This window comes from Cellulosimicrobium sp. NPDC057127 (assembly GCF_042670945.1).
Classification (GTDB): domain Bacteria; phylum Actinomycetota; class Actinomycetes; order Actinomycetales; family Cellulomonadaceae; genus Cellulosimicrobium.
The window spans coordinates 163260-186622 of sequence record NZ_JBHUUP010000001.1; the positions used below are offsets into that span (position 1 = coordinate 163260).

The 23363-nt window shown below is 75.9% G+C and carries 20 protein-coding genes; 10 read left to right on the top strand and 10 right to left on the bottom strand.

The genetic code is table 11. The features are described 5' to 3' along the window. Window positions 1–38: 38 nt before the first annotated feature. Window positions 39–473, bottom strand: a complete 435-nt coding sequence (locus ACFTZA_RS00685; RefSeq protein WP_378189657.1) for a DUF3151 domain-containing protein — start codon at window positions 471–473, stop codon at window positions 39–41. 221 nt (window positions 474–694) lie between these two features. On the opposite strand from ACFTZA_RS00685, the gene ACFTZA_RS00690 reads away from it, so the two are divergent. Both ACFTZA_RS00690 and purD read left to right on the top strand, forming a co-directional pair. Continuing rightward, window positions 695–1981 (top strand): adenylosuccinate synthase, encoded by a 1287-nt coding sequence (locus ACFTZA_RS00690; protein WP_378189659.1) that lies wholly within the window; start codon window positions 695–697, stop codon window positions 1979–1981. An 81-nt stretch (window positions 1982–2062) separates the two neighbouring features. Then, window positions 2063–3358 (top strand): phosphoribosylamine--glycine ligase, encoded by a 1296-nt coding sequence (purD, locus tag ACFTZA_RS00695; RefSeq protein ID WP_378189662.1) that lies wholly within the window; start codon window positions 2063–2065, stop codon window positions 3356–3358. 30 nt (window positions 3359–3388) lie between these two features. Here the strand turns inward: purD and ACFTZA_RS00700 are convergent, their stop codons facing one another. Continuing rightward, window positions 3389–4867 (bottom strand): AAA family ATPase, encoded by a 1479-nt coding sequence (locus tag ACFTZA_RS00700; protein WP_378189664.1) that lies wholly within the window; start codon window positions 4865–4867, stop codon window positions 3389–3391. A 42-nt stretch (window positions 4868–4909) separates the two neighbouring features. Here ACFTZA_RS00700 and ACFTZA_RS00705 point away from each other — a divergent pair, with 42 nt between their 5' ends. Continuing rightward, window positions 4910–5878 (top strand): phosphoribosylaminoimidazolesuccinocarboxamide synthase, encoded by a 969-nt coding sequence (locus ACFTZA_RS00705; RefSeq protein WP_378190071.1) that lies wholly within the window; start codon window positions 4910–4912, stop codon window positions 5876–5878. A gap of 14 nt (window positions 5879–5892) precedes the next feature. Here the strand turns inward: ACFTZA_RS00705 and ACFTZA_RS00710 are convergent, their stop codons facing one another. Further along, window positions 5893–6246 carry an HNH endonuclease signature motif containing protein gene (locus ACFTZA_RS00710; RefSeq protein ID WP_378189666.1) on the bottom strand — a complete coding sequence of 118 codons (354 nt, stop codon included), beginning with the start codon at window positions 6244–6246 and terminating at the stop codon, window positions 5893–5895. Between the two features lie 210 nt (window positions 6247–6456). Here ACFTZA_RS00710 and ACFTZA_RS00715 point away from each other — a divergent pair, with 210 nt between their 5' ends. The 6 genes from ACFTZA_RS00715 to ACFTZA_RS00740 all read left to right on the top strand — a co-directional run bounded on the left by ACFTZA_RS00715 (window position 6457) and on the right by ACFTZA_RS00740 (window position 10056). Continuing rightward, window positions 6457–6822, top strand: coding sequence for a PadR family transcriptional regulator (locus tag ACFTZA_RS00715; protein WP_378189668.1), 366 nt, complete (start codon window positions 6457–6459; stop codon window positions 6820–6822). Next, window positions 6819–7412 (top strand): hypothetical protein, encoded by a 594-nt coding sequence (locus tag ACFTZA_RS00720; RefSeq protein ID WP_378189670.1) that lies wholly within the window; start codon window positions 6819–6821, stop codon window positions 7410–7412. Before ACFTZA_RS00715 ends, ACFTZA_RS00720 begins: the two co-directional genes overlap by 4 nt. Window positions 7413–7549: 137 nt before the next feature. Continuing rightward, window positions 7550–7837, top strand: a complete 288-nt coding sequence (gene purS, locus ACFTZA_RS00725) for a phosphoribosylformylglycinamidine synthase subunit PurS (RefSeq protein ID WP_378189672.1) — start codon at window positions 7550–7552, stop codon at window positions 7835–7837. Beyond that, a complete protein-coding gene (gene purQ / locus ACFTZA_RS00730) occupies window positions 7837–8574 on the top strand; it encodes a phosphoribosylformylglycinamidine synthase subunit PurQ (protein WP_378189674.1) in 738 nt (245 codons plus the stop codon). The genes purS and purQ overlap by 1 nt, the downstream gene beginning before the upstream one ends. After that, on the top strand, window positions 8571–9671 hold the full coding sequence (locus ACFTZA_RS00735; RefSeq protein WP_378189677.1) for a GNAT family N-acetyltransferase: 1101 nt from the start codon (window positions 8571–8573) through the stop codon (window positions 9669–9671). The genes purQ and ACFTZA_RS00735 overlap by 4 nt, the downstream gene beginning before the upstream one ends. A 94-nt stretch (window positions 9672–9765) precedes the next feature. Further along, on the top strand, window positions 9766–10056 hold the full coding sequence (locus tag ACFTZA_RS00740) for a hypothetical protein (RefSeq protein ID WP_378189679.1): 291 nt from the start codon (window positions 9766–9768) through the stop codon (window positions 10054–10056). A 45-nt stretch (window positions 10057–10101) separates the two neighbouring features. On the opposite strand, the gene ACFTZA_RS00745 is transcribed toward ACFTZA_RS00740, so the two are convergent. The 4 genes from ACFTZA_RS00745 to ACFTZA_RS00760 all read right to left on the bottom strand — a co-directional run bounded on the left by ACFTZA_RS00745 (window position 10102) and on the right by ACFTZA_RS00760 (window position 13750). Further along, window positions 10102–10983 (bottom strand): LLM class flavin-dependent oxidoreductase, encoded by an 882-nt coding sequence (locus tag ACFTZA_RS00745; protein ID WP_378189681.1) that lies wholly within the window; start codon window positions 10981–10983, stop codon window positions 10102–10104. A 95-nt stretch (window positions 10984–11078) separates the two neighbouring features. Continuing rightward, the gene (locus tag ACFTZA_RS00750) at window positions 11079–11966 is read right to left on the bottom strand and encodes an MBL fold metallo-hydrolase (RefSeq protein ID WP_378189683.1); all 888 of its coding nucleotides are present in this window, start codon (window positions 11964–11966) and stop codon (window positions 11079–11081) included. A gap of 8 nt (window positions 11967–11974) precedes the next feature. Continuing rightward, window positions 11975–12463, bottom strand: coding sequence for a hypothetical protein (locus tag ACFTZA_RS00755; protein ID WP_378189685.1), 489 nt, complete (start codon window positions 12461–12463; stop codon window positions 11975–11977). Window positions 12464–12634: 171 nt separating this feature from the next. Beyond that, complete coding sequence (locus ACFTZA_RS00760) at window positions 12635–13750, bottom strand: LLM class flavin-dependent oxidoreductase (protein ID WP_378189687.1); 1116 nt, start codon at window positions 13748–13750, stop codon at window positions 12635–12637. 164 nt (window positions 13751–13914) lie between these two features. Here ACFTZA_RS00760 and ACFTZA_RS00765 point away from each other — a divergent pair, with 164 nt between their 5' ends. After that, window positions 13915–14271, top strand: a complete 357-nt coding sequence (locus ACFTZA_RS00765) for a hypothetical protein (protein WP_378189689.1) — start codon at window positions 13915–13917, stop codon at window positions 14269–14271. 21 nt (window positions 14272–14292) lie between these two features. Here the strand turns inward: ACFTZA_RS00765 and recD are convergent, their stop codons facing one another. Genes recD through recC form a run of 3 tightly spaced genes read right to left on the bottom strand, consistent with a single transcriptional unit; the run spans window position 14293 to window position 23236 of the window. Next, window positions 14293–16251: an exodeoxyribonuclease V subunit alpha gene (recD, locus tag ACFTZA_RS00770; protein ID WP_378189691.1), complete on the bottom strand. Its 1959-nt coding sequence runs from the start codon at window positions 16249–16251 to the stop codon at window positions 14293–14295. Beyond that, window positions 16248–19775 (bottom strand): UvrD-helicase domain-containing protein, encoded by a 3528-nt coding sequence (locus ACFTZA_RS00775; protein WP_378189694.1) that lies wholly within the window; start codon window positions 19773–19775, stop codon window positions 16248–16250. Before ACFTZA_RS00775 ends, recD begins: the two co-directional genes overlap by 4 nt. Then, window positions 19772–23236 carry an exodeoxyribonuclease V subunit gamma gene (gene recC / locus ACFTZA_RS00780; RefSeq protein WP_378190073.1) on the bottom strand — a complete coding sequence of 1155 codons (3465 nt, stop codon included), beginning with the start codon at window positions 23234–23236 and terminating at the stop codon, window positions 19772–19774. The genes ACFTZA_RS00775 and recC overlap by 4 nt, the downstream gene beginning before the upstream one ends. Between the last annotated feature and the right edge of the window lie 127 nt (window positions 23237–23363).

A 23363-nucleotide genomic window follows, 5' to 3' on the forward strand; every position in this document is an offset into this window, starting at 1 on the left:
GCTGTCGACTCTAGACGCGGCCCGCGGCCCCTGCGCGCTCAGCGCAGCGCCCGCACCTCGTCGGCCGACGTGCCGGAGCTGCGCAGGAACGTCTCGCAGCGTTCGGCCTCGTCTACCTCGCCGATGTACGCCGCGCACTCCGCGAGGGCGAGGAGCGCACGCAGGAAGCCCTGGTTCGGCACGTGGTCGGCGGGGATCGGGCCCTGGCCGCGCCAGCCCGCACGGCGCAGCGCGTCGAGCCCGCGGTGGTAGCCGGTGCGCGCGAAGGCGTAGGCGGTCACGGCGCCGCGCGAGCCGTTCTCGTGCAGGTAGTCCTCCGCGAGGTACGCCCACGCGAGGGACGACGACGGCTCGCGCGCCGCGACCTCGTACGGGTCGGCGCCCGCCTCGATCGCCTCTCGCACGGCGGCGTGCTCGTCCGGGAGGTGGACCGGCGCCGGTCCGTCCAGCAGGTTCTGGTGCGCGTCGCTCATCCCCTCATTGTGCCCGTCCTCGCGCCGGTCGCACCGTCGTCCGCACGCCCGTGCGCCCCGAAGGTCAACGACCGGTAAACTCGTCGCGGTCCCCGGGTGACTGCCGCCCGGGCGACGCCTCGGACCCGCGGGGGCTGCGCCGTCGGGCACGGACCCCGCCGCGCGAGTCCCGCGCACCTTCGGACCGGCCGAGGAACAGGCAGTGCGAAAGTGGGGAATCCATGCCAGGCGTGGTGCTCGTCGGAGCGCAGTGGGGCGACGAGGGCAAGGGCAAGGCGACCGACCTCCTCGGCTCCCGCGTCGACTACGTGGTGAAGTTCAACGGCGGCAACAACGCCGGCCACACCGTGGTCGTCGGGGACGAGAAGTACGCGCTGCACCTGCTCCCGTCGGGCATCCTGTCGCCGGGCGTCACGCCGGTGATCGGCAACGGCGTGGTCGTCGACATCGAGGTGCTGTTCCAGGAGCTCGACGACCTGGTCGCGCGCGGCGTGGACGTCTCGAAGCTGCTCGTGTCGGGCTCGGCCCACGTCATCGCGGGCTACCACCGCACGATCGACAGGGTCAGCGAGCGGTTCCTCGGCAAGCGCCGCATCGGTACCACCGGCCGCGGCATCGGCCCGGCGTACGCGGACAAGATCAACCGCGTCGGCATCCGCATGTGGGACCTGTTCGACGAGAAGATCCTCGCCGAGAAGATCGAGGGCGCCCTCGACCAGAAGAACCACCTGCTCGTGAAGGTGTACAACCGCCGCGCGATCACGGTCGACGAGACGGTCGCCGAGCTGCTCGAGTACGCCGACCGGGTCAAGCCCTTGGTCGCGGACACGTCCCTCGTGCTCAACGAGGCGCTCGACGACGGCCGCACCGTCCTGTTCGAGGGCGGCCAGGCGACGATGCTCGACGTCGACCACGGCACCTACCCCTTCGTCACGTCGTCGAGCGCGACCGCCGGTGGCGCGCTGACCGGCTCGGGCATCGGACCGACGCGGATCAGCTCCGTCATCGGCGTCATCAAGGCGTACACGACGCGCGTGGGCGAGGGCCCGTTCCCCACGGAGCTGTTCGACGCGAACGGCGAGTACCTGCTCAAGACCGGCGGGGAGTACGGCGTCACGACGGGGCGCTCGCGCCGCTGCGGCTGGTACGACTCCGTCATCGCCCGGTACGCGACGCGCGTCAACGGCATCACCGACATGGTGCTCACCAAGCTCGACATCCTCACCGGCTTCGAGAAGATCCCGGTGTGCGTCGCGTACGACGTCGACGGCGTGCGGTACGACGAGATGCCGCTCGACCAGACGGCGTTCCACCACGCGACGCCGATCTACGAGGAGCTGGACGGCTGGTCGGAGGACATCTCCGGCGCGCGCACGTTCGAGGACCTGCCGCTCAACGCGCAGCGGTACGTGCTCGCGCTCGAGGAGATGTCGGGCACGCGGACGTCGGCGATCGGCGTCGGTCCGAGCCGCGACGCGATCATCCCGCGCCACGACCTGATCCACTGACCTCGGCGACCGGCCGGCGTCCCGTTCGAGAGGCGGGACACCGGCCGGGCCGCGCGAGGGCCGTCGGTAGACTCGGCGCCCGTGAAGATCCTCGTCGTCGGTTCCGGTGCCCGCGAGCACGCCATCGTCCACGCCCTCGCGCACGAGGCCGACCGGCTCGGGTCCACGCCCCACGAGCTGCACGCCGCCCCGGGCAACCCCGGGATCGCCGGCCTCGCGGAGCTGCACGTGGTCGACCAGGTCGACGGGGCGGCGGTGACCGCCCTCGCGACGCGGCTCGGCGCGGACCTCGTCGTGGTCGGTCCCGAGGCGCCGCTCGTCGCCGGGGTCGCCGACGCCGTGCGTGCCGCCGGGATCCCGGTGTTCGGCCCGGGCGCCGAGGCCGCCCGGCTCGAGGGCTCCAAGGCGTTCGCCAAGGAGGTCATGGCCGCCGCGTCCGTCCCGACGGCGATGGCGCACGTGTGCACCGACGTCGACGAGGTCGCCGCCGCGATCGACGGCTTCGGCGCGCCCTACGTCATCAAGGACGACGGGCTCGCGGCGGGCAAGGGCGTCGTCGTCACGGACGACCGGGACGTCGCGCTCGAGCACGCGCGGGCATGCCTCGACGGCGACGGGCGTCGCGTGGTCGTCGAGGAGTACCTCGACGGGCCGGAGGTCTCGCTGTTCTGCGTGAGCGACGGGTCGACCGTCGTCCCGCTGGCGCCGGCCCAGGACTTCAAGCGTGCGCTCGACGGCGACGCGGGCCCGAACACCGGCGGCATGGGCGCCTACAGCCCGCTGCCGTGGGTGCCCGACGGCCTCGTCGAGGAGGTCGTCACGCGCGTCGCGCAGCCGACGATCGACGAGATGGCGCGTCGCGGCACGCCGTTCGTCGGGGTGCTGTACGTCGGTCTCGCGCTGACGAGCCGGGGGACGCGCGTCGTCGAGTTCAACGCGCGCTTCGGCGACCCGGAGACGCAGTCGGTGCTGTCGCGCATGGTCACGCCGCTGTCCGCCGTGATGCTCGCGGCGGCGCAGGGCCGGCTGGCCTCGCTGCCGCCGCTCGCCTGGTCCGACGACGCCTCGGTCACCGTCGTCGTCGCGGCCCAGGGGTACCCGGGTGCGGTCCGCAGCGGTGACCCGATCTCGGGCGTCGACGCCGCCGAGCAGGTCGACGGCGTGCACGTGCTGCACGCGGGCACCGCGCGGTCCGCCGACGGCGTGCTCGTCGCCTCGGGCGGTCGCGTGCTGTCGGTCGTGGCGCGCGGCACCGACCTCGTCGAGGCCCGTCGCCGGGCGTACGAGGCACTCGGGCGGATCGAGCTCGCCGGGTCGCAGCACCGTACGGACATCGCGGCCCGGGCCGCGGCGGGAGAGATCACGCTCGCGCGGTGACCGGGGCGTCCGACCGGACCCCCCGTCGTATCACTCCGGGGCGGACCCGAGCAGGGAGCGCGTGACGCGCTCGGCGTCGCCGGTCATCTCGTCGACCGCCGACCGCAGGTCGTCGTCGCCGACGACGTGCCCCGCCTCGGCCGCTCGCAGCACCGCGCGGCGCACGGCCTCCTTGACGAACGACGCCGTCACGCCGCCGGTCCGCGCGGTGACGTCGTCGAGGGCGCCCGCCGAGAAGGACAGGTCGGCGCGGTAGAGCTCGAAGAGTCGTCGCCGTGCGGAGTCGTCCGGGAGCGGGATCTCGACCGCGAGGTCGACGCGGCCGGGCCGCTGGGCGAGGGCGCGTTCGAGCAGGTCGGCGCGGTTGGTCGTCAGCACGAAGGCGACGTCGGCGTCCCGGTCGAGGCCGTCCATCGCGTCGAGCACCTCGAACAGCAGGGGCTGCGGTCCGTCGTGGAAGGAGCGGTCCTCGGCGATCAGGTCGCAGTCCTCGAGCACGACGAGGGCGGGCTGCATCGCCCGCGCGGTCTCCGCCGCGAGCCGGACGAGGCCCAGCGACCTGCCGGCGAGCAGGATGACGGTGGTGCCGGGGCTCTCGCCGACGAGGTGCCGCACGGTGTGCGTCTTGCCGGTCCCCGGCGGGCCGTACAGGAGGACGCCCCGCTTCAGGTGCTGGCCGGTCGACCGCAGAGCGGCCCGGTGCCGGGCGACGCCGACGACCTGGCGCTCGATGCGGTCGAGCGTGCCGTGCGGCAGCACGACGTCCGCCGCGGGCACGCGGTCCCGGGGCAGGAACGTCATCCCGGCGGACGCCGGCCCGTACTCGGACGTCGTGAAGGTGACGACCTGGCCGCGCAGCACGCTGTGCTCGACCATCGCCGTGCGCAGGTCCGCCAAGAGGCGCAGGGCGACGTCCTCGTCCGCGCACAGCACCTCCAGAGCCCCGCCCTGCCCGTACCGGGGGCTCTCGGCGCGCTGCAGCATCGCGACCGGCGTCCCGGCGTAGGTGAACAGGTGCAGGCCGAACGCCACGGTCCGCCGCTCGGACGTCGGCCCGGTCGCGGCGCGGGCGTAGTCGACCGCGCCGACGGGGAAGTGCCCCCACGTCCCGGAGTGCTCCACGATCTCGGACAGGGACGAGTGCATGCGCTGCTCGCCCCCGCCGACACCCAGGAGGCGTCCGCCGCCGTGCCGCGCCACGACGACCTCGACCGCGACGTCCGCGTCGACCGCGCGCAGCGCGGACACGGTCTCCGTGACGACGGCGAGGGCCCGCGGGTCGGTGCCCAGGTGCTCGCGGAGCGCGTCGGCGACCGACGGGCCGGATCCCGCCCGCTGCCGTCGGGCGCTCTGCTGGGTCACGGCCTCCAGGAGGCTCGAGAACGTGTCGAGGAACGCGGCGACGCGCGGGTCGTCCAGCGTGCCGGCGTCGTCCCCCGGCGTGGCGTCGGGGGTCCGTGTCCCGTCCGGGGGGACGGGGCCGGACGTCGCGGCGGGCGTGAAGCGCATGGTGCGAGACTAGGCGCCGTGACGGAGACGCCCCAGCCCTTTATGCCAGCCCTTTCGCTCGGCGAGGACGACGCGTTCGACACGTCGGGTCTCGAGCTCCCGGGCTGGCGGCACGTGTACTCGGGCAAGGTGCGCGACCTGTACGAGCCGGACCTGCCCGCGGTGGGCGGTGTCCACCCGCTGGGCGACGTCGTGCTCGTCGTGGCCAGCGACCGCGTCAGCGCGTTCGACCACGTGCTCTCGCCCGGCATCCCGGACAAGGGCGTCGTGCTCACGCAGCTGAGCCTGTGGTGGTTCGACCAGCTCCAGGACCTCGTGCCGAACCACGTCGTCACGACGGCGGTCTCCGCGGAGCCGGGCGACGGCCTCGTGCCCGACGTCGTGGCGGGGCGCGCGATGATCTGCCGTCGCCTCGACATGTTCCCGGTGGAGTGCGTCGCACGCGGCTACCTCACCGGCTCGGGCCTGGCCGAGTACCGGGCCGGTGGCGCCGTGTGCGGCGTCCCGCTGCCCGACGGGCTGGTCGACGGGTCGCGCCTGCCCGAGCCGGTCTTCACGCCCGCCACGAAGGCCGCCGTGGGCGAGCACGACGAGAACGTCTCGTTCGACGTCGTCGCCGAGCAGATCGGCGTCGAGGACGCGACGCGGCTGCGCGACCTCACGCTCGCGGTCTACGCGCGGGCGGAGGAGGTCGCGCGGGGACGGGGCGTGATCCTCGCGGACACGAAGCTCGAGTTCGGGATCGACCCCACGACCGGCGGGACGGTCCTCGGCGACGAGGTGCTCACGCCGGACTCGTCGCGGTTCTGGCCCGCGGACCGGTGGGAGCCGGGGCGCTCGCAGCCGAGCTTCGACAAGCAGTTCGTCCGCGACTGGCTGGCCTCGTCCGCGTCCGGCTGGGACCGGACGTCCGACGCCGCGCCGCCGTCGCTGCCCGCGGACGTCGTCGCGCGGACGCGCGCCCGCTACCTCGAGGCGTACGAGCGTCTGACGGGCTCGCCGCTCGCCTGACGGACCGGGGGCGTTCACGCCGTGCGCCACGCGCGCGGCCGGACGTACGTGTGGCCGCTGGGTGCCGTCCACCGGACCGTGCCGTCGGCGAGCAGCGCGGGACGCCAGCCGTCCCGCGCCCGCACCACACGGTGGTGACGGCACAGCGACAGCAGGTTCTCGGCGTCGTGCCCGGCGTCCCCGCCCGGGCGCGGCGCCACGACGTGGTCGAGGTCGCACCGGAAGGCCGGCACGCGGCACCCGGGGAACGTGCACGTGCCGTCGCGCGCGAGCACCGCGGCGACCGTCGGCACCGACGGCCGCTGCGTCGACGGAGGCCCGGGGCGCGCGGGTGCGGTGGTCCCTCTCGGGGCGGGTGGTGCAGTCATCGGGCGGTCTCCTCTCCGTTCTGCCCCGGTCCGTGCCGCGGGGCCGTCGACCCGGTTCCGTGCGAGGGCGGGGAAGGGGCAGGACCCCGCCCTCGCACGCGCTCGAGCGTGCGTATCGAACGTGTGTTCGACAGTAGGGGTCGCCACTGACACGTCGGCGGGTGGCGGTCTGCGCTGGCTCTATAGGTCGGCCTGCGATATATATCGGGCATGACAACTGCGGGCGACGCCTTCCGCATGACCGAGCAGGCCTACCTCGTGCTGCTCGCGCTCACGGGCGAGCCCCGGCACGGGTACGCCGTCATCCAGGCCGTCCGCGAGCTGTCGGACGGTCGTGCGCGACTCGGGGCCGGGACGCTCTACGGGAACCTCGACCGGCTCGTCGGGGCGGGCCTCGTGGAGCCGGCCGGCGAGGAGGTCGTCGACGGGCGGCTGCGGCGCTACTACCGCGCGAGCGGCGAGGGCAGGCGAGCGGCCCAGGCCGAGACCATGCGTCTCGCGCGGCTCGCCGACCGGGCGCGCCGGTCGCTCGACCGACCCGGTGACGCGCCGGACGTGGCGGGGGAGCCGGCATGAGCGGGCGGTACGAGCGGTCGGCGCGGTTCTGGCTGCACGCCTACCCGCAGCGCTGGCGTGACGCGCACGGCGAGGAGGCGCTCGCGGTCCTGCTGGACCTCGCCCCGCCCGTGCCCGACGGCGGCCGCGCGCCCCGGTGGATCGGCGCGCGCGAGGCGTGGGGCCTGGTCCGGGCGGGCTGGGGCCTGCGGTGGCGCGAGCACCCCCCGCTCGGCCGGTGGCTCGTGTACCGGGTGCTCGACGTACGGTTGCCCGCACGGTACTGGTGGTGGGTCGCCGACGACATCCACGGAGCGCTGTACGCCTGGCGGAACGGCGCGTTCAACGGCGCGCTCCTCCTCCAGATCACGTACGGGCTCCCGCTGTTCGGCATGCTCCTCGGAGACGGGTACGTGGTGCACCTCCCGACGTGGTTCTTGCCGACCTGGCTCTTCGTCGCCGTCGTCCTGGGTGCCGTCTTCCGCCGTCAGCAGGTCGCCAGGGCGTGGCGCAAGCACGTCCTCGAGGGGAACATCCCGGTCGAGGCGCCGCGCGCGCCGTCGGCGGACGGCGGTGGGTGCACCCCTGGGGTGGACGGCGACCGAGCGTGACGACGGCGCGGGTAGACTGACGCGCGGAATCCCGCCGTCGGCTCCCGCTCGCTCACGCCGTGCCGTACGTGGCACGTGCCCGTGACCGGGATCCCGGAGCCCCGGCTCTCCCGAACACACCTCCCCTAGGAGCACCCGTGGGACGCGTCGTCGTCGAGGTCATGCCGAAGCCCGAGATCCTGGACCCGCAGGGCAAGGCCGTCGTCGGGGCGCTGCCGCGTCTCGGCTTCACGCAGTTCACGTCGGTCCGCCAGGGCAAGCGCTTCGAGCTCGAGGTCGAGGGCGACGTGACGCCCGAGGTCCTCGCCGCCGCCCAGGAGGCCGCGACCAAGGTGCTGTCCAACCCGGTGATCGAGGACGTCGTCCGCGTCGCCGACGCCGTGACGGACGCCGCGGGCACGGTCCTCTCCGAGGGCCTCGCCTGATGACCGCCACGACCACCGCCCCCGAGGCGACCCTGGGTGGCGCGCGGGTCGGCGTCGTGACGTTCCCGGGCACGCTCGACGACCGCGACGCGGCACGTGCCGTGCGCCTCGCCGGCGGCCAGGCCGTGTCCCTGTGGCACGCGGACGCGGACCTGCACGGCGTCGACGCCGTCGTCCTCCCCGGCGGGTTCTCCTACGGCGACTACCTGCGCGCCGGGGCGATCAGCCGGTTCGCGCCCGTGATGGAGACGCTCGTCGACGCGGCCCGCGGCGGCCTGCCGGTGCTCGGCATCTGCAACGGCTTCCAGGTCCTCACCGAGGCGCACCTGCTGCCCGGCTCGATGATCAAGAACGACCACCTGCACTTCCTCTGCCGCGAGCAGGTGCTCGTCGTCGAGAACGCGGACACGGCCTGGACGCGCGACTTCACGCAGGGCCAGCGCATCACCATCCCGCTGAAGAACCAGGACGGCCAGTTCGTCGCCGACGACCGCACGCTCGACGAGCTCGAGGGCGAGGGCCGCGTGGTGTTCCGCTACGACGGGTGGAACCCGAACGGGTCGCGTCGTGACATCGCCGGCATCACGAACGCGGCCGGCAACGTCGTCGGGCTCATGCCGCACCCCGAGCACGCGGTCGAGGCGGGCTTCGGCCCCGCGTCCGCGGACGGCCCGCGCGCCGGCACCGACGGGCTCGGCTTCTTCACCTCGGTGCTGAGCACGCTCGTCCGGGCGTGAGCATCGCGGCGCGCACGACCGACGACGCCCGGACGGTCACCCGTCCGGGCGTCGCCGTCTCCGTGGTCGACGGGGACGACGCGGACGCCCTCGCGCTCTTCGCCCGGCAGCAGGTCGAGCTCGCCGAGCGCTACGGCGAGCCCGACAGCGGCGACTTCGACGCGTCCGGGCTGCTCGCGGCGTTCGTGGTGCACGACGACGACGCCCCGGTGGCGTGCGCGGCGCTCCGTGACGTCTCGGGCACGCCCGACGGCCGCGGCGGCCATCACGCCCCCGCCACCGGCGAGGTCAAGCGGCTCTTCGTCGCCCCCGAGCACCGCGGACGCGGGCACGCCCGCGCCGTCATGCACGCCGTGCACGCGCACGCGGTGGCCTGCGGGCTGGGCCGGCTCGTCCTGGAGACCGGCACGCGACAGCCCGAGTCGATCGACCTCTACCTCGATCTCGGGTACCTGCCGATCGAGGGCTACGGCCACTACGCCGGCGACCCGCTCTCGCGCTGCTTCGCTCTCGTCGTCGGGAGCGGCACCGAGCGGCGCGCCGTGGGCGCACGGGCGAGGCGCGAGGTGGTCGCGGGCCCGGTGAGGCGCGACGTCGAGATCCACGCGGCGCCGTGGGGCGACCCGGCCGCCGTGCAGCTGCGCCGGGAGATGCACGACACGTCGTCGGCCGTCCTGTATCCCGAGCTGTTCACCGGACTGGAGGCGGCGGGCGGCTTCCAGGGCGTCGACGCGCGCCTGGGTGCGGACGTCGTCGCGACGTTCCTCGCGCGGTCCGGGGACGAGCCGCTCGGCTGCGTCTCGCTGCAGCGCGTGCCCGAGCACGTACGCGACGTCCACGGCGACGCGCTCGAGGTGAAGAAGCTCTTCGTCCGCGAGGCGGCGCGGGGTGCGGGCGTCGCGCGGGAGCTCATGGCGGCCGTCGACGGCGAGGCGCGGAGCCGTGGCGCGACGACGCTGCTCCTGGAGACCGGCATCCGTCAGCCGGACGCGATCACGCTCTACCGGTCGCTCGGCTTCCGCGTCGTGCTCCCGTACGCGCCCTACGACCGCGACCCGCACGGCGTCGCGCTGTGCTTCGCCCAGCCGCTGCGCTGACCCGGCGGCCGTCCGCGTCGCCGTGACCCGTCGCCGTGACCTGTCGCACGGTTTTGTCCTGGTTCGCGCGCTCGTGAGCCGGTAGGGTGACGACGTGATCTCCGCCCTGACCAGCGCATACTCCGTGCCGGCCCTCCTGGGCGAGCTCCTCGGGTGGGTTCTCGGGGCCGTCGCCCACCTCCCGGGACGAGGCAGCGAGCTCGCCTCGCAGGCGCGCGGACTTGCGACCGGATGGGGCATCCCCGTCGCCGAGGTGACCGACCTGTACGCAGCCTTCCCCGTACGCCTCGCGCTCGCCGTCGCGGCCGTGGCGCTCGTCACCGCCGCCGCTGCGCTCGTCCACGGGCTGCGCGAGCGGCGCCGGGTCTGCGGCCTGGGGCGCTGACCCGGACCAGCGCCGACCCGGACCAGCGCCGACCCGGAGAACAGGTCAGCCGGCGAGCAGCGGCCGCACGTCGTTCCCGAGGAACCGGACGAACGCGTCGAGGTCGGGCTCGTCCGCCGTCGGCTGGATCGCCACCGCCGTCGCTCCGGAGTCCGCCAGGGCGAGCACCGCGTCGGCGATCGTGCGGGCGTCCCCGGCCGCCCCGACGCCCTCGTTCGGCTGACGACCCCACAGCGGCAGCTCGCGGTCCACGCGCTCCTGGGCCCCGTCCCCGGTGGCGGCGATGAGGGTGGCCTGGACGTCCAGCGGCTCGCTGCGTCCGGCGGACCGGGCTGCGGCCTGCGCGACGTCGACGACCTCGCGCACCTCGGCGGGCGCGTACGCGTTCGCGAGGATGAGGCCGTCGCCCAGCTCACCCGCGAGGGCGAGCGACCGGGGACCCACCCCGCCGAGCCACAGCGGCACCGGCTCGGTGGGCGGCCAGTCGAGCCGCACGCGGTCGAGCGTGACGTAGCGCCCGGACGTGGTGACCTCCTCGCCCGCGAGCAGGCGGCGCAGCGCCTCGGTGTGCTCGCGCAGGAGCGTCAGCGGCGACGCGGCACGCACACCGGCCTGGCCCATCCACTCCTGCACGCCGTGCCCGACCCCCGCGACGAACCGGCCGGGGAACATGCGTCCGAGGTTCGCGACCTCCATGGCGGTGATGGCCGTGCTGCGCAGCGGTGCGGGCATCAGCCCGAGCCCGACGCGCACGCGCTCGGTCCAGGCGAGCGCGGCGGCGGCCGACGCGAGGCCGCTCTGCTTGAAGCAGTCCTCCCACACCCACACGTCGTCGAGACCGGCGGCCTCCGCCGCTGTGGCGAGGGCGCGCAGGCTCTCCGGGGCGTGCGCGGGGACGAACGCGATGCCGAGGCGTGGAGTCGTCATGCCGCCCATCGTGCCGTGTGCCTCGGACACTCGGGCACTCGGTCGTCCGACTTCCGCTCGCGACCGGCCCCGTCGTGCGGAAGTCCTGCGCGCCGCTACCTCTCTCGCAGGAACGCGAGCTGCGCCGCGACGCTCTGTCGCGCCGCGGCGAGCACGGACGGGTCGACGTCCGCGTAGACCAGCGCAGTCACGCGCTCCACCGCGGAGTCGTCATCCGGCGCGAGGCCGAGCGCACCGAGCGTTCCCCGCACCTGGGCGAGCCGGTCGAGGCGGTGCTCCCGGTACGCGCGCAGGCGCTCGTCGAGATCCTCGACCACCGGACCGTGCCCGGGGAGCCCGGTCGTCCGCCGGCCCGCGACGAGGGCGTCGAGCCGGTCGAGGCTCGCGAGGTAGCGGCCGAGCGACCCGTCCGGCGCGGCGATGACGGTCGTGCCCTGACCGAGGACCGTGTCGCCCGTGAGCACCGTTCCGGCCGACGACCCGTGCCCGGTGCCGTGGTGGTCGGCCTCGTGGTGGTCGGCCTCGTGGTGGATGGCGTCGTGGTGGTCGGCGTCGTGGTCGGTGGCGACCGGGCCGTCGTCGGGCAGCACGAAGCACACCGAGTCCGCGGTGTGGCCGGGCGTGGCGAGGACGTCGATCCGCAGACCGGCGGCCTCGATCGTCTCCCCGTCGGCGAGCGGCACGCCGCCGTGGCAGTGCGCGGGATCGACGCCGCGGACCGGCGCGCCCGTGAGCGCGCGGAGCCGCGCGGACCCGGCGGTGTGGTCGGCGTGCCGGTGCGTGACGAGCACGAGCTCCACGGGGCCCGCGGCGGCGAGCGCGTCGAGGTGGGCGTCGTCGTCGGGTCCGGGGTCCACGACGACGCACCCCGGCGCGCCAGGCGCGCGCAGGACGTACGAGCGTGTGCCGTCGAGCGTCATCGGACCCGGGTTGTCGGCGAGCAGCACGGAGGCGAGGCGCGTGACCGGCGTCGGCGCGGGCACGGCGGGCCTCAGGCGCGGTGGCGCAGGACGGCGGGACGGCCCTCGTCCTGCCACTGCGCGAAGCGGGAGTCGACGAGCGGGCCCACGAGCTCGTACGTGTCCCACGTGTCCGGGACGCGGTAGACGTCCGTGGGGTCGCCCTCGCCGGGGCTCACCGCGTCCACGTAGTCCTCGAGGTAGAGGCCGGCCTCCTCGTCCTCGTCGTCGCCGCCCGTGTAGTAGGCGGCGGCGAACGCGGCCGCGTCGTCGTCCAGCGCGTCGGCGTCGAGACGGCCGTCGCACGCGTCGAGGACGAACCGGCCGCCGGTGGTCGCCCGCTCGCGCAGCGCCGCGACGCCGTCGGCGGCGTCGCGCTCGAGCGAGGCGGAGGCATGCCCGGACAGCACGGCCCAGGCGAGGAACACGCCGACGTGGGTCGCGGCGGCCTCCGGGCCCAGGTCCGTGGGGTAGCCGTCCTCGGAGGAGTGCCAGGTCGCGTCGTCGAACGTCGTGGTCATGACGGCGACGCTACAGCGCGCCGGGACGTGCCGAACCCCGGGTTACGCGCCGTTCAGACCCGATATCGACGCACAACCCCGGGTTCGGCAACGTGGTCGGCACGCAACGCGGGGTTCGGTGGTCCTCCGGACGGCGGTCGGGCCACGGGGTGCCCGACGGCGGCCGGCGGGTCAGGCGGTCGTCGCGCCGCCCGCCGCGGGCACCGGGGCGTCGTCGGCCGCGAGCGCGCCTGCGAGGAGCTCGAGCGTGCGGGCACGACCCGGCGTCGCGTCGATCGGCTCGTCCGCGCGGGACGCGGCGACGGGCACGACCATGACCTCCTCGACGCCGTGCCGGCCGGCGAGCCGGCGCAGCTCGGCCGCGGCCTCGTCCGGCGTGCCGATGACCCAGCGGGAACGCATGGACTCGATCGCCTCCTCGGCGAGCGCGCCGAGCGGCGACGCCTGCGCGTCCTCGACGGTCTCGAGCGGACCGAGGGGCTGGCCGGACCGCAGGCGCGCCATCATCCGCAGCTGCGGCAGCGCGCGGGCGTGCGCCTCTTCGGCGGTCTCGGCGACGACGACGTTCGCGGTGAGGAACGTGCGCGGCTCGGGGTGCGCCTCGCTCGGGCGGTAGCCGTCGCGGTAGAGCGCGAGGACCTCGTCGATGCCCTGCCCCGAGAAGTGGTTCGCGAACACGTACGGCAGCCCGAGCTCGGCCGCGAGGCGCGCGGAGTAGTCGCTCGACCCGAGCAGCCACACGGTGGGCGTGCTCGCGGCGGCCGGCGTGGCGTGCACGTCGTGGACCTGGCCGCTCGTCAGCCGCAGCTGGGCGCCCTGCGGGCTCATGAGCGCGAGGATGTCGGTGACGTGCTGCGGGAAGCGGTCGACGTCGGCCGTGGGGCCGGTGATGCGCAGGAGCTGCGTGACGACCGGGTCCGAGCCCGGTGCGCGACCGATGCCGAGGTCGACGCGTCCGGGCGCGATCGCCTCGAGCGCGGAGAACTGCTCGGCGACGACCAGCGGCGCGTGGTTGGGCAGCATGACGCCGCCTGAGCCGACCCGGATCCGCTCCGTCACGGACGCCGCCGCGGAGATCATCACCGGCGGCGTCGACGCGGCGACGGCCGCCATGTTGTGGTGCTCGGCGAACCAGTAGCGCTCGTACCCGAGCCGGTCGGCGAGGCGCACGAGCTCGAGCGAGCCGCGCACCGCCTGGGCGCTCGTCTGGCCCGAGCGCACGGGCACGAGGTCGAGGACGGACAGGCGGGGGCGGGTGGGCGCTGCGGCGCCGTCGGAGGAGGTCATCTCCGAGGACAACCGCACACCGCGCCGACCGTATTCCGCACCGTCGCCGCGTGCGGTGCGCGCCCGATGGCGGCGGGAGGTGCCGGGGTGCATGATCGCTCCACGAGGCGGTGCGCGACGGCGGCGCGCCGCAGGACGAGAGGCCCTGGGACGAGGGGGCGGTCGTGGACGAGGACATCAACTTCCACGCCGACGTGGCGCTGTACTACGACTTCGACGGCATGCCCATCGGCGAGCAGAGGTGGCACGAGCTGTGCGCCGACGACCGTTCGGTGGTGGGTCTCGACGTCGTCGGCGGGCTCTCGGTCTACACCCGGTGGGTCGGCTACGACCGGTCGGAGGGGCGCATGCCGCTCATGTACTCGACGCGCGTCGAGCCGGGCGGTCTGTTCAGCACGGCGTACAACCGCAGCGGCGCGGAGGTGCTGCACCAGCACGTCGTCGACGAGCTCGTGCGTGGCGCGACGGCATCGCGCGACCTGTTCGACGTCGAGCCGTGGGAGTACCCGGGCTTCGCCTGAGCCCGCGCGCCCGACGCCGCCTCAGCGCGCCGGGAGCGGTGCGCGCAGACCGCTCGCCCGGTGCACCGCGGTCCGCACGGCCGTACGGACCGCTTCCTCGGAGCCGACGACGCGGACGAACCGCTGCGCGCGCGTCACCGCCGTGTACAGCAGCTCGCGCGTGAGCAGCGGCGAGCTCGCCGGCGGCAGGACGAGCGTGACGCGTTCGAACTGGCTGCCCTGTGCACGGTGCACGGTCATCGCGTGCACGGTCTCGACCGGAGGCAGCCGGTGCGTCCGCACGCGCAGCGGCGCGCGGGGGTCGCCGAACACCGCGACGACACCGGTGCCGCCCGCGGCCGCGTCGTCGGCCACGAGCACGCCCGTGTCGCCGTTGTAGAGCCCCACCTCGGCGTCGTTGGTCGTGACGAGCAGCGGGCGACCCGCGACCCACGGCGAGTCCGTCGCGTGCTGGCCGGTCGCGTGCTCGACCCACGCCTCGACCTGACCCGCCCAGCGGCCTCGGCCGGCGGGGCCGCGCCGGTGCGCCACCATGACGCGGTGCTGCGCGAGCGCCGCGAGAGCCCCCGCGGCGTCGCCGGCTCGCGCGGCGGCGACGAGGCGCTCGCCGGCCGCGACGGCGTCGGCACGGACGGCGGCGAGCGTCGCCTCGTCCGGTTCGTCGTCCGCCGGCTCGAGGAACTCGACGGACGGGTCGCCCGCGCGCAGCAGCGTGAGGACGGTGTCGTCGTCGCCGGTCCGGATGGCCGCGGCGAGCGGCAGGATCGACGAGTCGCTGCCCTGCCGGTGGACCGTGCGCAGGCGGACGACCCCGTTGCCGAGCACGCGACGGTCGTCGATCTCGCCCTCGGCCGGCGCGGGCGCGTCGGCGAGGGCGTGCGCGGCCTGCGCCGAGACGGCGGCTGCGGTCGCGGGGTCGAGGAGCGGAGGACGGTGCACGAGGTCGCCGAGCACGGCGCCCGCCTCGACGGACGCGAGCTGGTCGGGGTCTCCCACGAGCACGAGCCGGGCGTCGGGGCGCAGCGCCTCGAGCAGCCGCGCCATGAGCGGCAGCGCGACCATCGACGTCTCGTCCACGACGACCACGTCGTGCGGCAGGTGGTGGTGCGCGTCGTGGCGGAACCGGGTGCTGCTTCCGGGCCGGTGCCCGAGCAGGCGGTGCAGGGTCGACGCGACGGGCACGCCGACGCGCTCGCGGTCCGCGGCCTCGAACCCCGACACGACCTCGCGCACCGCCTCCTGCAGGCGTGCGGCCGCCTTGCCCGTCGGGGCCGCGAGCGCCACGCGCAGGCGGGACCCGTCGCCAGGCACGGCGGCGTCGTGGAGCACCGCGAGCAGCCGGGCGACGGTCGTCGTCTTGCCGGTACCCGGCCCGCCGGTGAGGACGGTCAGCGGTCGGTGGGCGGCGTGCGCGGCGGCGAGCCGTTGACGGGCGTCCAGCTCCGCCGGGAAGAGGCGGGCCAGCGCGGCGTCGAGGCGTGCGTCGTCCGCGGGGAGGTCGGGGGCGGCGAGGCGGGCGTCGACGTCGCGCCGCACCGCGAGCTCGTCGCGCCAGTACCGGTCGAGGTAGAGCATGCCGCCGACCCAGCGCGCGGGTCGGTCGTCGTCGCCGTCCACGCCGGAGGCGACGAGCGGGCTGCGGGAGACCGCCTCGGCCCAGGTCGTGGCCTCCGGCCAGGGCAGGTGCTCGGTCTCCGCACGCGCGGCCTCCTCGTCCTCGGGCAGACGGAGCGAACCGAGGTCGTCGAGGCGCACGCACACCGAGCCGCTGCGCACCGCGCGCACCGCGAGCGCGGCGGCGAGCAGCACGCGCTCGTCGTGCTCCCCGGTCAGCCGGCCGAGGCGCAGCGCCACGCGCAGGTCGGTCGCGGAGACGACGCGCGCGGCGTTGAACTCGGTGAGCCACGGCGGCGCGCCGACGGCGAGGCGCGGGTCCCCCTCGTCCACGGGCACGGCCACGGTGGGCGCGGGTGCGGTCATGCGGCGTCTCCGTCGAGCAGGGCGGACAGGGCGGGGACGAGCCCGGGCGGCGGTGTCCACGCGACCACGCCGTACGGGGTGCCGTCCGGGCCGACGGGTGTCTCCGGGCCGGCCATGCCGCGCACGAAGAGGTACGCGGCGGCGAGCTGGTCGGGGGAGTAGGCGGGGTCGCGCCACCGCAGGTACCGGTGCAGCGCGACGAGGTAGAGCACGAGCTGCAGCGGGTAGTGCGAGGCGAGCATCGCGTCGCGCGTAGCCGTGGGGCGGTAGTCGCCGACCGTCAGGGGCACCCCGGGCGGCCCGACGCGGTTGGTCTTGTAGTCGACGACGAGGTACCGGCGCCCGCCGTCCGGGCCGGGGACGCGCAGCACGGCGTCGATGGACCCCGTGAGGTACCCACGCAGCGGCACGCCGTCGGCGGTGGAGCCGGGCGCGGCACCGGCCGCCGGACCGGACCCGGTGCCCGACGAGGACTCCTCGGCCAGTGCGGTGAGCAGGTCGGGGTAGCCGACGAACGGGTCGTCGTCCGCGAGGTGCTCCCGCAGCACGCGCGCGAGGTCGCGCAGCGTGGCCGGCCGGATGCCGTGGGTCGCGTCGCCGCCCGCGAGCGGGAGCTCGAACTCGAGCTCGGGCAGCCGGTCGCGGGGGTGGACGTCGACGAGCGTGCGCCCGCCCGCGACGGGCCCGAGCGGCGTACGCAGCGCGAGTCCGAGCGCCGTGGCCAGCGCGGTGGGTTCGACGCCCGGCACGCGGACGGTCGCGGCCTGGGCGCAGCGGGCGAGCAGCTCGGCGTCGAGGTCGTCCGCGGCCGTGTCGACGTACTCGAGGATCTCGTGCACGAGCGTGCCGAACGCGGTGCCGCCCGGCTGGCCCTCGAACGGGGACGGCAGGTCGGCGCCGGGCTCGGGGGTGCGGACCGCCCCGGGCTCGACGGCGGACGGCGCGTCCTCGGGGGCGGTCTCCTCGGGCTCGTCCTGCACGCCCGGGTCCTCGGGCTCCGACTCGACGCCGCCGACGGGACCGTGGTGGGCCGCGGCGGTGAGCGCCGAGTACGACGCCCGGCGCCACTCCCGGTCCGGCAGGTGGCCCGCGGTGGCGAGCCCCAGCGGGACGGTGCCGCCTGCCGACGGGGACCAGCGTTCGCCCTTCGGCCGGGCGTCGACCTGCTCCACGACGACCGTCCCGCCGGAGCGGGCGGCGACCGCCTCGAGGGCGCTCCGCACCGCGTCGTCGCGCATCGCGTCGGGCCGCGCCTGCCGGCCGGGCTCGCCGCCGAGCAGGCGGTCCGCGAGCAGCACGCGCGTGAGCGGTCCGGAGCCCGAGCTGCGCTTCGTCGGCGTCCAGTGCACGACGACCTGGTGCCGCGCCCGTGTCAGCGCGACGTAGAGCAGGCGCAGGTCCTCACCGAGCTCTTCGTCGCGCGCCCGCGCGCGGGCGTCCACGAACCCCGGCGACCCGACGCCGCCGACGTGCAGCACGCGGCGCCCGTGGTCGTCGTGGAACGCGAAGAGCTCCTGGTCCTCCTGCTCGAACCGCTCCCACGCGAACGGGACGTACACGACCCCGAACTCGAGGCCCTTCGCGGCGTGCACCGTCACGACCTGCACGGCGGCCGCGTCCGTCTCGAGGCGGCGCGTCCGCTCGTCGGAGAACACGCTCCCGACCTCGGCGATGCGCGACCGCAGCCAGGCGGTGAGCGCAGCCGTCCCGAGGCCCTCCGTCACCGCGGCCTCGTGCAGCGCCTGCGTGACGTGTCGCAGGTCCGTCAGGTAGCGCTCCCCGTCGGGGCGCGACATCACGCGCTCGGTCGCACCGCGCCGGGCCGCGACCTCGGCGACGGCGGCGACCCCGCGGTCTGCGAGCAGCCGGGCCCAGGACCGGACCGTGTCGCCCAGCTCGTCGTGGTCGGCGTCGCCGGCCGTCGCGAGGCGCTGGGCGTCCCAGCCGACGAACGGCGTGAGGGCAAGAGCGGTCGCACGCCGGTGCAGGCCCGGCTGCTCGAGCGCCGCGAGCAGCGTGAGCCAGTCCTGCGCGGCCGCGGAGCCGAACACGCTCGAGGGCCCCGACACGACGGCCGGCACCCCGAGCGCGACCAGCGCGGACCGCACCGCCTCCGCCTGCGCGTTCGTCCGGGTGAGGACGGCGACGTCGCGCGGCTCGAGCCCGCGCCAGCGCTCCGGGCCGGGGCCGTCGTCGAGCACCCGGTCCCCTCCGGAGGGGCTCGCGAGCCGCCCGGCGACGTCCGCCGCGACGTCCCGTGCGAGCAGCGTCCGTGCCTCGGGTGCCGACGGCGCGGAGGACCCGCCGAGGCGGTAGGCACGGCGGGTGACCTGACGCAGACGCACCGGCGCCCCGCCGGCGAGACGTGCCGCGGGGTGCTCCGCGTCGACCGGCCGGACGACGATCCGCGGGTCGCCGAGCGCGGTGCCGTCGAGCAGCGTGAGGAGGCCGTCGAGGAGGGGACCGTCGCTGCGCCAGCTGCGGCTCAGCGTCGCGGTGTCCTGCGCGTCCTCGACCGCCTGGAGGTACGTCACGACGTCGGCGCCGCGGAACGCGTAGATGGCCTGCTTCGGGTCGCCGATGAGCACGAGCGTGCGGTGCCCGTGGAACGCGGTGCGCAGGATCTGCCACTGCTCGGGGTCGGTGTCCTGGAACTCGTCGACCATGACGACGCGGAACCGGCTGCGCACGCGCTCCGCGGCGGTCGCACCGTGCTCCGGGTCGGTCAGGGCGCGGCGCAGCAGCACGAGGAGATCGTCGTAGTCGAGCAGGTGCATCGCGCGCTTGCGGGCCTCGACCTCGCGGCGCGCGGCGACGGCGACCTCGTGCCGCAGGGCGCCCAGCGTCCCCTCCGGCGCGTCGTCCGGTGCGAGGACCGCGCCGTGGTCGCTCACCGCGGCACGGGCGACCTCGCGCACGTCGCGCGGCGTGAGGGGCGGGTCCTGCCGGTCGGCGAACATCCGCACGTACAGGTCGTCCGTCACCTCGTCGACGAGATCGGCGACGTCGGGCAGGAAGCCCGTGGCGAGGTCGACGTCGGCCGACGTGCCGAGCGCCGAGAGCATCTGCTGGCAGAAGCCGTGCGTCGTGGTGATCGTCGCGGCGTCGAGCTGCGACAGCGCGACGCGGAGCCGGTCGCGCCGGCGGGCCAGCTCGTCGTCGTCCACGGCGGCGAGGTACGCGACCACGGGGTCCGCGTGCTGCGCCGGGTCGGCCTCGCGCAGCCCGCGCTCGACGGCGACCAGGCGCTCGCGCACGCGGTCGCGCAGCTCGGACGTCGCCGCGCGCCCGAACGTCACGAGCATGATCTCCGGCAGCGCGGCGACGCCCTCGGCGACGTACCGGGTCGTGAGCGTCGCGATGGTGTGCGTCTTGCCGGTGCCCGCGCTCGCCTCGAGGACGACCGTCCCGGCCGGCAGGTCGCCGAACGGGTCGAAGCGTCGCGGCTGCCCTCCTGCGCCCGCCCGGGTCGCCGCGGGGGCCGTCGTCGGGTGCGTCGCGGCGGCGGACGTCGGGCCGCTCATCGGGCACCTCGCAGCTCGTGGTCCAGCAGGGGGTCCCACACGCGGCGCGACAGGGCGCCGAGGCGGGTCGGGTCGTCGGGGTGCCGACCGAGGTCGGCCGTGGTGGCGTGGCCGGCGACGTCGTCGAGGACGGCGTCGCGCCCCCAGGCCAGCACGACGTACGGGTCCTTGCGCTCGAAACCCTTGTTCCACAGCCACCCGGCCCGCAGCAGCGCGTCGCGGGCGTCCGACGTGCGGCGCTCCTCGGCGTACTTGAGGGAGACCTCCGGCAGGAACGGCAGCGGTTCGCGCGCCGCCTCGTCGCGCAATGCGACGAGGTCCCCGAGCAGCGTCGTCGCGGCGGCCGCGTCGGGCGGCGTGAGCGTCGACCACGCGACGCCCGGTCCGCGTGGCGAGCGCCCGATCGTCACCGCGTCCCATGCGTGACCGGGGTCGCTCACGGCGAGCGCGAGCGCCTGGACCCATGCGCGGAGCCGGTGCTTGGGCCCGAGGCGGGAGTACTCGGTGCGCACCACGCGCCGCCCGTGCACCCCGGGCACCGTGCCGACGAGGGTGCGCCCGTCGGGCAGCGCGGCCCGCACGTCGAGCGTCTGCGCGGACCCGAGCAGGTCAGGGCTCACCGGCCGCCCCGCGGCGGCGTCGGCCTCGCGCGCCGCCTCGACGGAGACGACCCGCAGCGGGCCGACGTACTGCACGACGTCCTGCAGCGCGGCGCGACCGAGCTCACGCGGCGGCACCTGGCCGCGACGCCACTCGGCCTGCATCGCGCGGCCCGGGTCGACGCCGGCGAGCGCGGCGCGCAGGACGCGGTCGCCCACGCCCCACCCCGACAGGCCGGTCAGCGCGAGCGGGAGGCGGTCGTCGACGTCGTCCTCGTCGACGACGAGCCCCACGTCGAGCGTCGTCTGGGCGAACCACCGCGGCGCGTTGTCGAGGAGGCGGACGAGGTCGTCGAGCTCGACGTCCCCTGACGTGCCGGTCGAGGCGCCCACGGGTCCCAGGTCGAGCGGGGTCGGCACGAGCGTGGCGACGGCGCGGAGTTCCGCGCGCCCCTCGCGCCGTTCCCGCTCGGCCCGCCCCCTGGCCTCGCGCGCGCCGGCGAGCGCGGCCGCGTCGTGGCTGAACGGTCCGGGCACGCCCAGGGCCCCGGGCGCGAAGTTGCGCTCGTCCACGGTCTGCAGCGGGTGACGCACGACGACGTGCTCGCGCACGGGCCGGCCGTCCGGGGTGCTCGCGACGCGGTCCAGCGCGTCGAGCAGCTCGGCGACGGGGACGGCCGGGGGGCGGGCGGCGCCGGTGCGCTCGTCGGCGCCCGCGTGCACGACGACGAGGTGGTCACCCGCGGCGGCCACGGCGTCGAGGAAGATCTGCCGGTCCTCGCTGCGCGCGTCGCGCTCACCGATCTCGGGGTGGCGCGCGAGCAGGTCGTCGCCGGCCGCCGTCGTGCCCCGGGGGAAGACGCCGTCGTCCATGCCGAGCAGGCACACGACACGGTGCGGCACCGACCGCATGGGCTCCAGCGAGCACACCGTGAGCGCGCCGGTGCGGAACCCGGCGCGCGTCGGGCGCCCGGCGAGACGGTCGTCGAGCACGGCGCGCACGTCCGCGAGCCGCAGCGGGACGTCGCCGTGCGCGGAGCCCGCGGCCCGCACGTCGCCGAGCAGCCGCCGCGCCGCGCCGACCTGCCACGCCTCGGTCGGGGGCGCGTCCGCGAGGAGGGTCACCGCGCGGTCCAGCGCGTCCAGCCAGTGGCCGAGGGGGTGCACGCCGCCGAGGGCGTGCAGCACCTCGGACAGCCGGGCGACGAGCTCCGCCAGCCGGCCCGCGAGGTCGACGTCCGTCGAGCCGACGTCGTCGAGCGGCAGCGCCGGGCCGACGAACCGGGCGTCCTCGTCGGCCATGGCCGCCCCGAGCAGGATGCGGTCGAGCGCCGCGTCCCACGTGCCCTGCCGCACCTGCGCGTCGATGCCGAAGCGCGCCCGGCGCTCGCCGTCCTCACCCCAGTGCACGCCCGCGTCGACGGCCCACTGCCGAAGCCGGTCGACGTCGTCGTCGGAGAAGCGGAACCGCCGCCGCACGGGGGCGCTCGCGGCGAGGTCGAGCACCTCGGAGGCGGTGACGCGCCCGTCCGCGAGGCGCAGCAGCGCCGCGAGCAGCGCGAGGACGGGGTTCGTCGTCCCGGCGCCGCGGTCGGCGAGGCTGACGCGCAGGCGCTGCCCGGGGTGCGCGTCGTCGCCGAGCTCGGGTACCGCGCCGAACGTCGCCGTGACGAGCGGCGCGAACGTCTCGACGTCCGGGCACAGCACGATGACGTCGCGCGCCTGCAGCGTCGGGTCGGCGGCGAAGAGGCCGACGAGCGTCTCGCGCAGGACCTCGACCTGCCGCGCGCGGCCGTGGCACGACAGCACCTGGACCGAGCGGTCCGTGGGGTCGTGGACGTGCGCACCGTCGGGAGAGTCCGTCCGCAGCGCCGACTGCAGCGCGCCGAGCAGGGTCGCCGGGGGCGCGGGCGCCGCGTGGTGCGTCACGTCCGCGCCGGCGAGCCGGAGCTGGAGCTCGACGGCGTCGCGCGCGGTGGACGCGAGCAACGGGTGGCGGGCGAACGTCGGGAGGTCGGTGCGGCGCGGACGCCCGGCGCCGTCGTCAGCGCCGTCGCCGGCACCGTCACCGCCGCGCTCGCCGTCCGCACCGGCCTGGACCGCCTCCCACAGCGTGGGGGAGGGGTGCGCGAGCCACAGGTGCACGTCGCGGTGCTCGGCCAGCGCGCGCAGGACGCGCAGCTCGTCCTCGGGCAGGCGCGTGGGACCGAACACGGACAGCCGGGGCGGCAGGTCGACCGATGCCGGGTCGGCGTGCAGCGCCGCGACCGCGTCCTCGACCCGGCGCGCGGGGTCCGGTCCCGGGACGCGGTCGAGCAGCAGCCGCCACAGCTCCGGCTGCCACGCGAGGTCGTCCGGCACCTCGCCGGCGGGTGCCGCCGCGGCCGTGTCCGCGGACCACGTCAGCACGACGTCGGGCCGTTGGCGCGCGTAGTCGACGAGCAGGTCCGCGAGCCGCCGGGCCAGCGTCAGACGGCGTCCCCGCCGCACCTCGTCGCCCGGGTCGCCGACGTAGCGGGCGAGCGGGGCGGCCCACGGCTCGCCGAGGTGAGCGTCGAGCACCTCGAGCACGGACCAGGCGAGGCGCTCCGGGCGCCAGGGGTCGTCGTCCGGCTCCACGCCCGTCAAATCGGCCACGACCTGCTCCACGAGTCGGCGCGGGCCGCGGAAGTCGACGTTCGCGCACACCCCTGAGGCGCCGTCGTCGGCCCCGAGGTGGTGCGACAGGCGCTGCGCGAGCCAGCGCTCGACCCCGCGCGTGGGCACCGCGACGACGTCCGTCGCGAACGGGTCGTCCAGCGGGTCGGCCAGGACGCGCGCCAGCGGTCCGACGAGCGCGTCGGCGCGCTCGGACCGGTGCACGTGCAGCAAGGAGGACCCCCAGGGACGACAGCCACGACCGGCCGGTCGGCCGGGCGTTACGAGGAGGCTACGAGGTCCGTCCGACACGGTCGAACCGCGGTCCACAGGTGGTGCTCCGGCGCTACGG

Excerpts from the sequence above, each read along its gene's own strand:
- ACFTZA_RS00685 (WP_378189657.1), bottom strand. The coding sequence starts at position 473 with ATGAGCGACGCGCACCAGAACCTGCTGGACGGACCGGCGCCGGTCCAC.
- ACFTZA_RS00690 (WP_378189659.1), top strand. The coding sequence starts at position 695 with ATGCCAGGCGTGGTGCTCGTCGGAGCGCAGTGGGGCGACGAGGGCAAG.
- ACFTZA_RS00700 (WP_378189664.1), bottom strand. The coding sequence starts at position 4,867 with ATGCGCTTCACGCCCGCCGCGACGTCCGGCCCCGTCCCCCCGGACGGG.
- ACFTZA_RS00705 (WP_378190071.1), top strand. The coding sequence starts at position 4,910 with ATGCCAGCCCTTTCGCTCGGCGAGGACGACGCGTTCGACACGTCGGGT.
- ACFTZA_RS00710 (WP_378189666.1), bottom strand. The coding sequence starts at position 6,246 with ATGACTGCACCACCCGCCCCGAGAGGGACCACCGCACCCGCGCGCCCC.
- ACFTZA_RS00715 (WP_378189668.1), top strand. The coding sequence starts at position 6,457 with ATGACAACTGCGGGCGACGCCTTCCGCATGACCGAGCAGGCCTACCTC.
- ACFTZA_RS00720 (WP_378189670.1), top strand. The coding sequence starts at position 6,819 with ATGAGCGGGCGGTACGAGCGGTCGGCGCGGTTCTGGCTGCACGCCTAC.
- purQ (WP_378189674.1), top strand. The coding sequence starts at position 7,837 with ATGACCGCCACGACCACCGCCCCCGAGGCGACCCTGGGTGGCGCGCGG.
- ACFTZA_RS00745 (WP_378189681.1), bottom strand. The coding sequence starts at position 10,983 with ATGACGACTCCACGCCTCGGCATCGCGTTCGTCCCCGCGCACGCCCCG.
- ACFTZA_RS00755 (WP_378189685.1), bottom strand. The coding sequence starts at position 12,463 with ATGACCACGACGTTCGACGACGCGACCTGGCACTCCTCCGAGGACGGC.
- ACFTZA_RS00760 (WP_378189687.1), bottom strand. The coding sequence starts at position 13,750 with ATGACCTCCTCCGACGGCGCCGCAGCGCCCACCCGCCCCCGCCTGTCC.
- recD (WP_378189691.1), bottom strand. The coding sequence starts at position 16,251 with ATGACCGCACCCGCGCCCACCGTGGCCGTGCCCGTGGACGAGGGGGAC.
- ACFTZA_RS00775 (WP_378189694.1), bottom strand. The coding sequence starts at position 19,775 with ATGAGCGGCCCGACGTCCGCCGCCGCGACGCACCCGACGACGGCCCCC.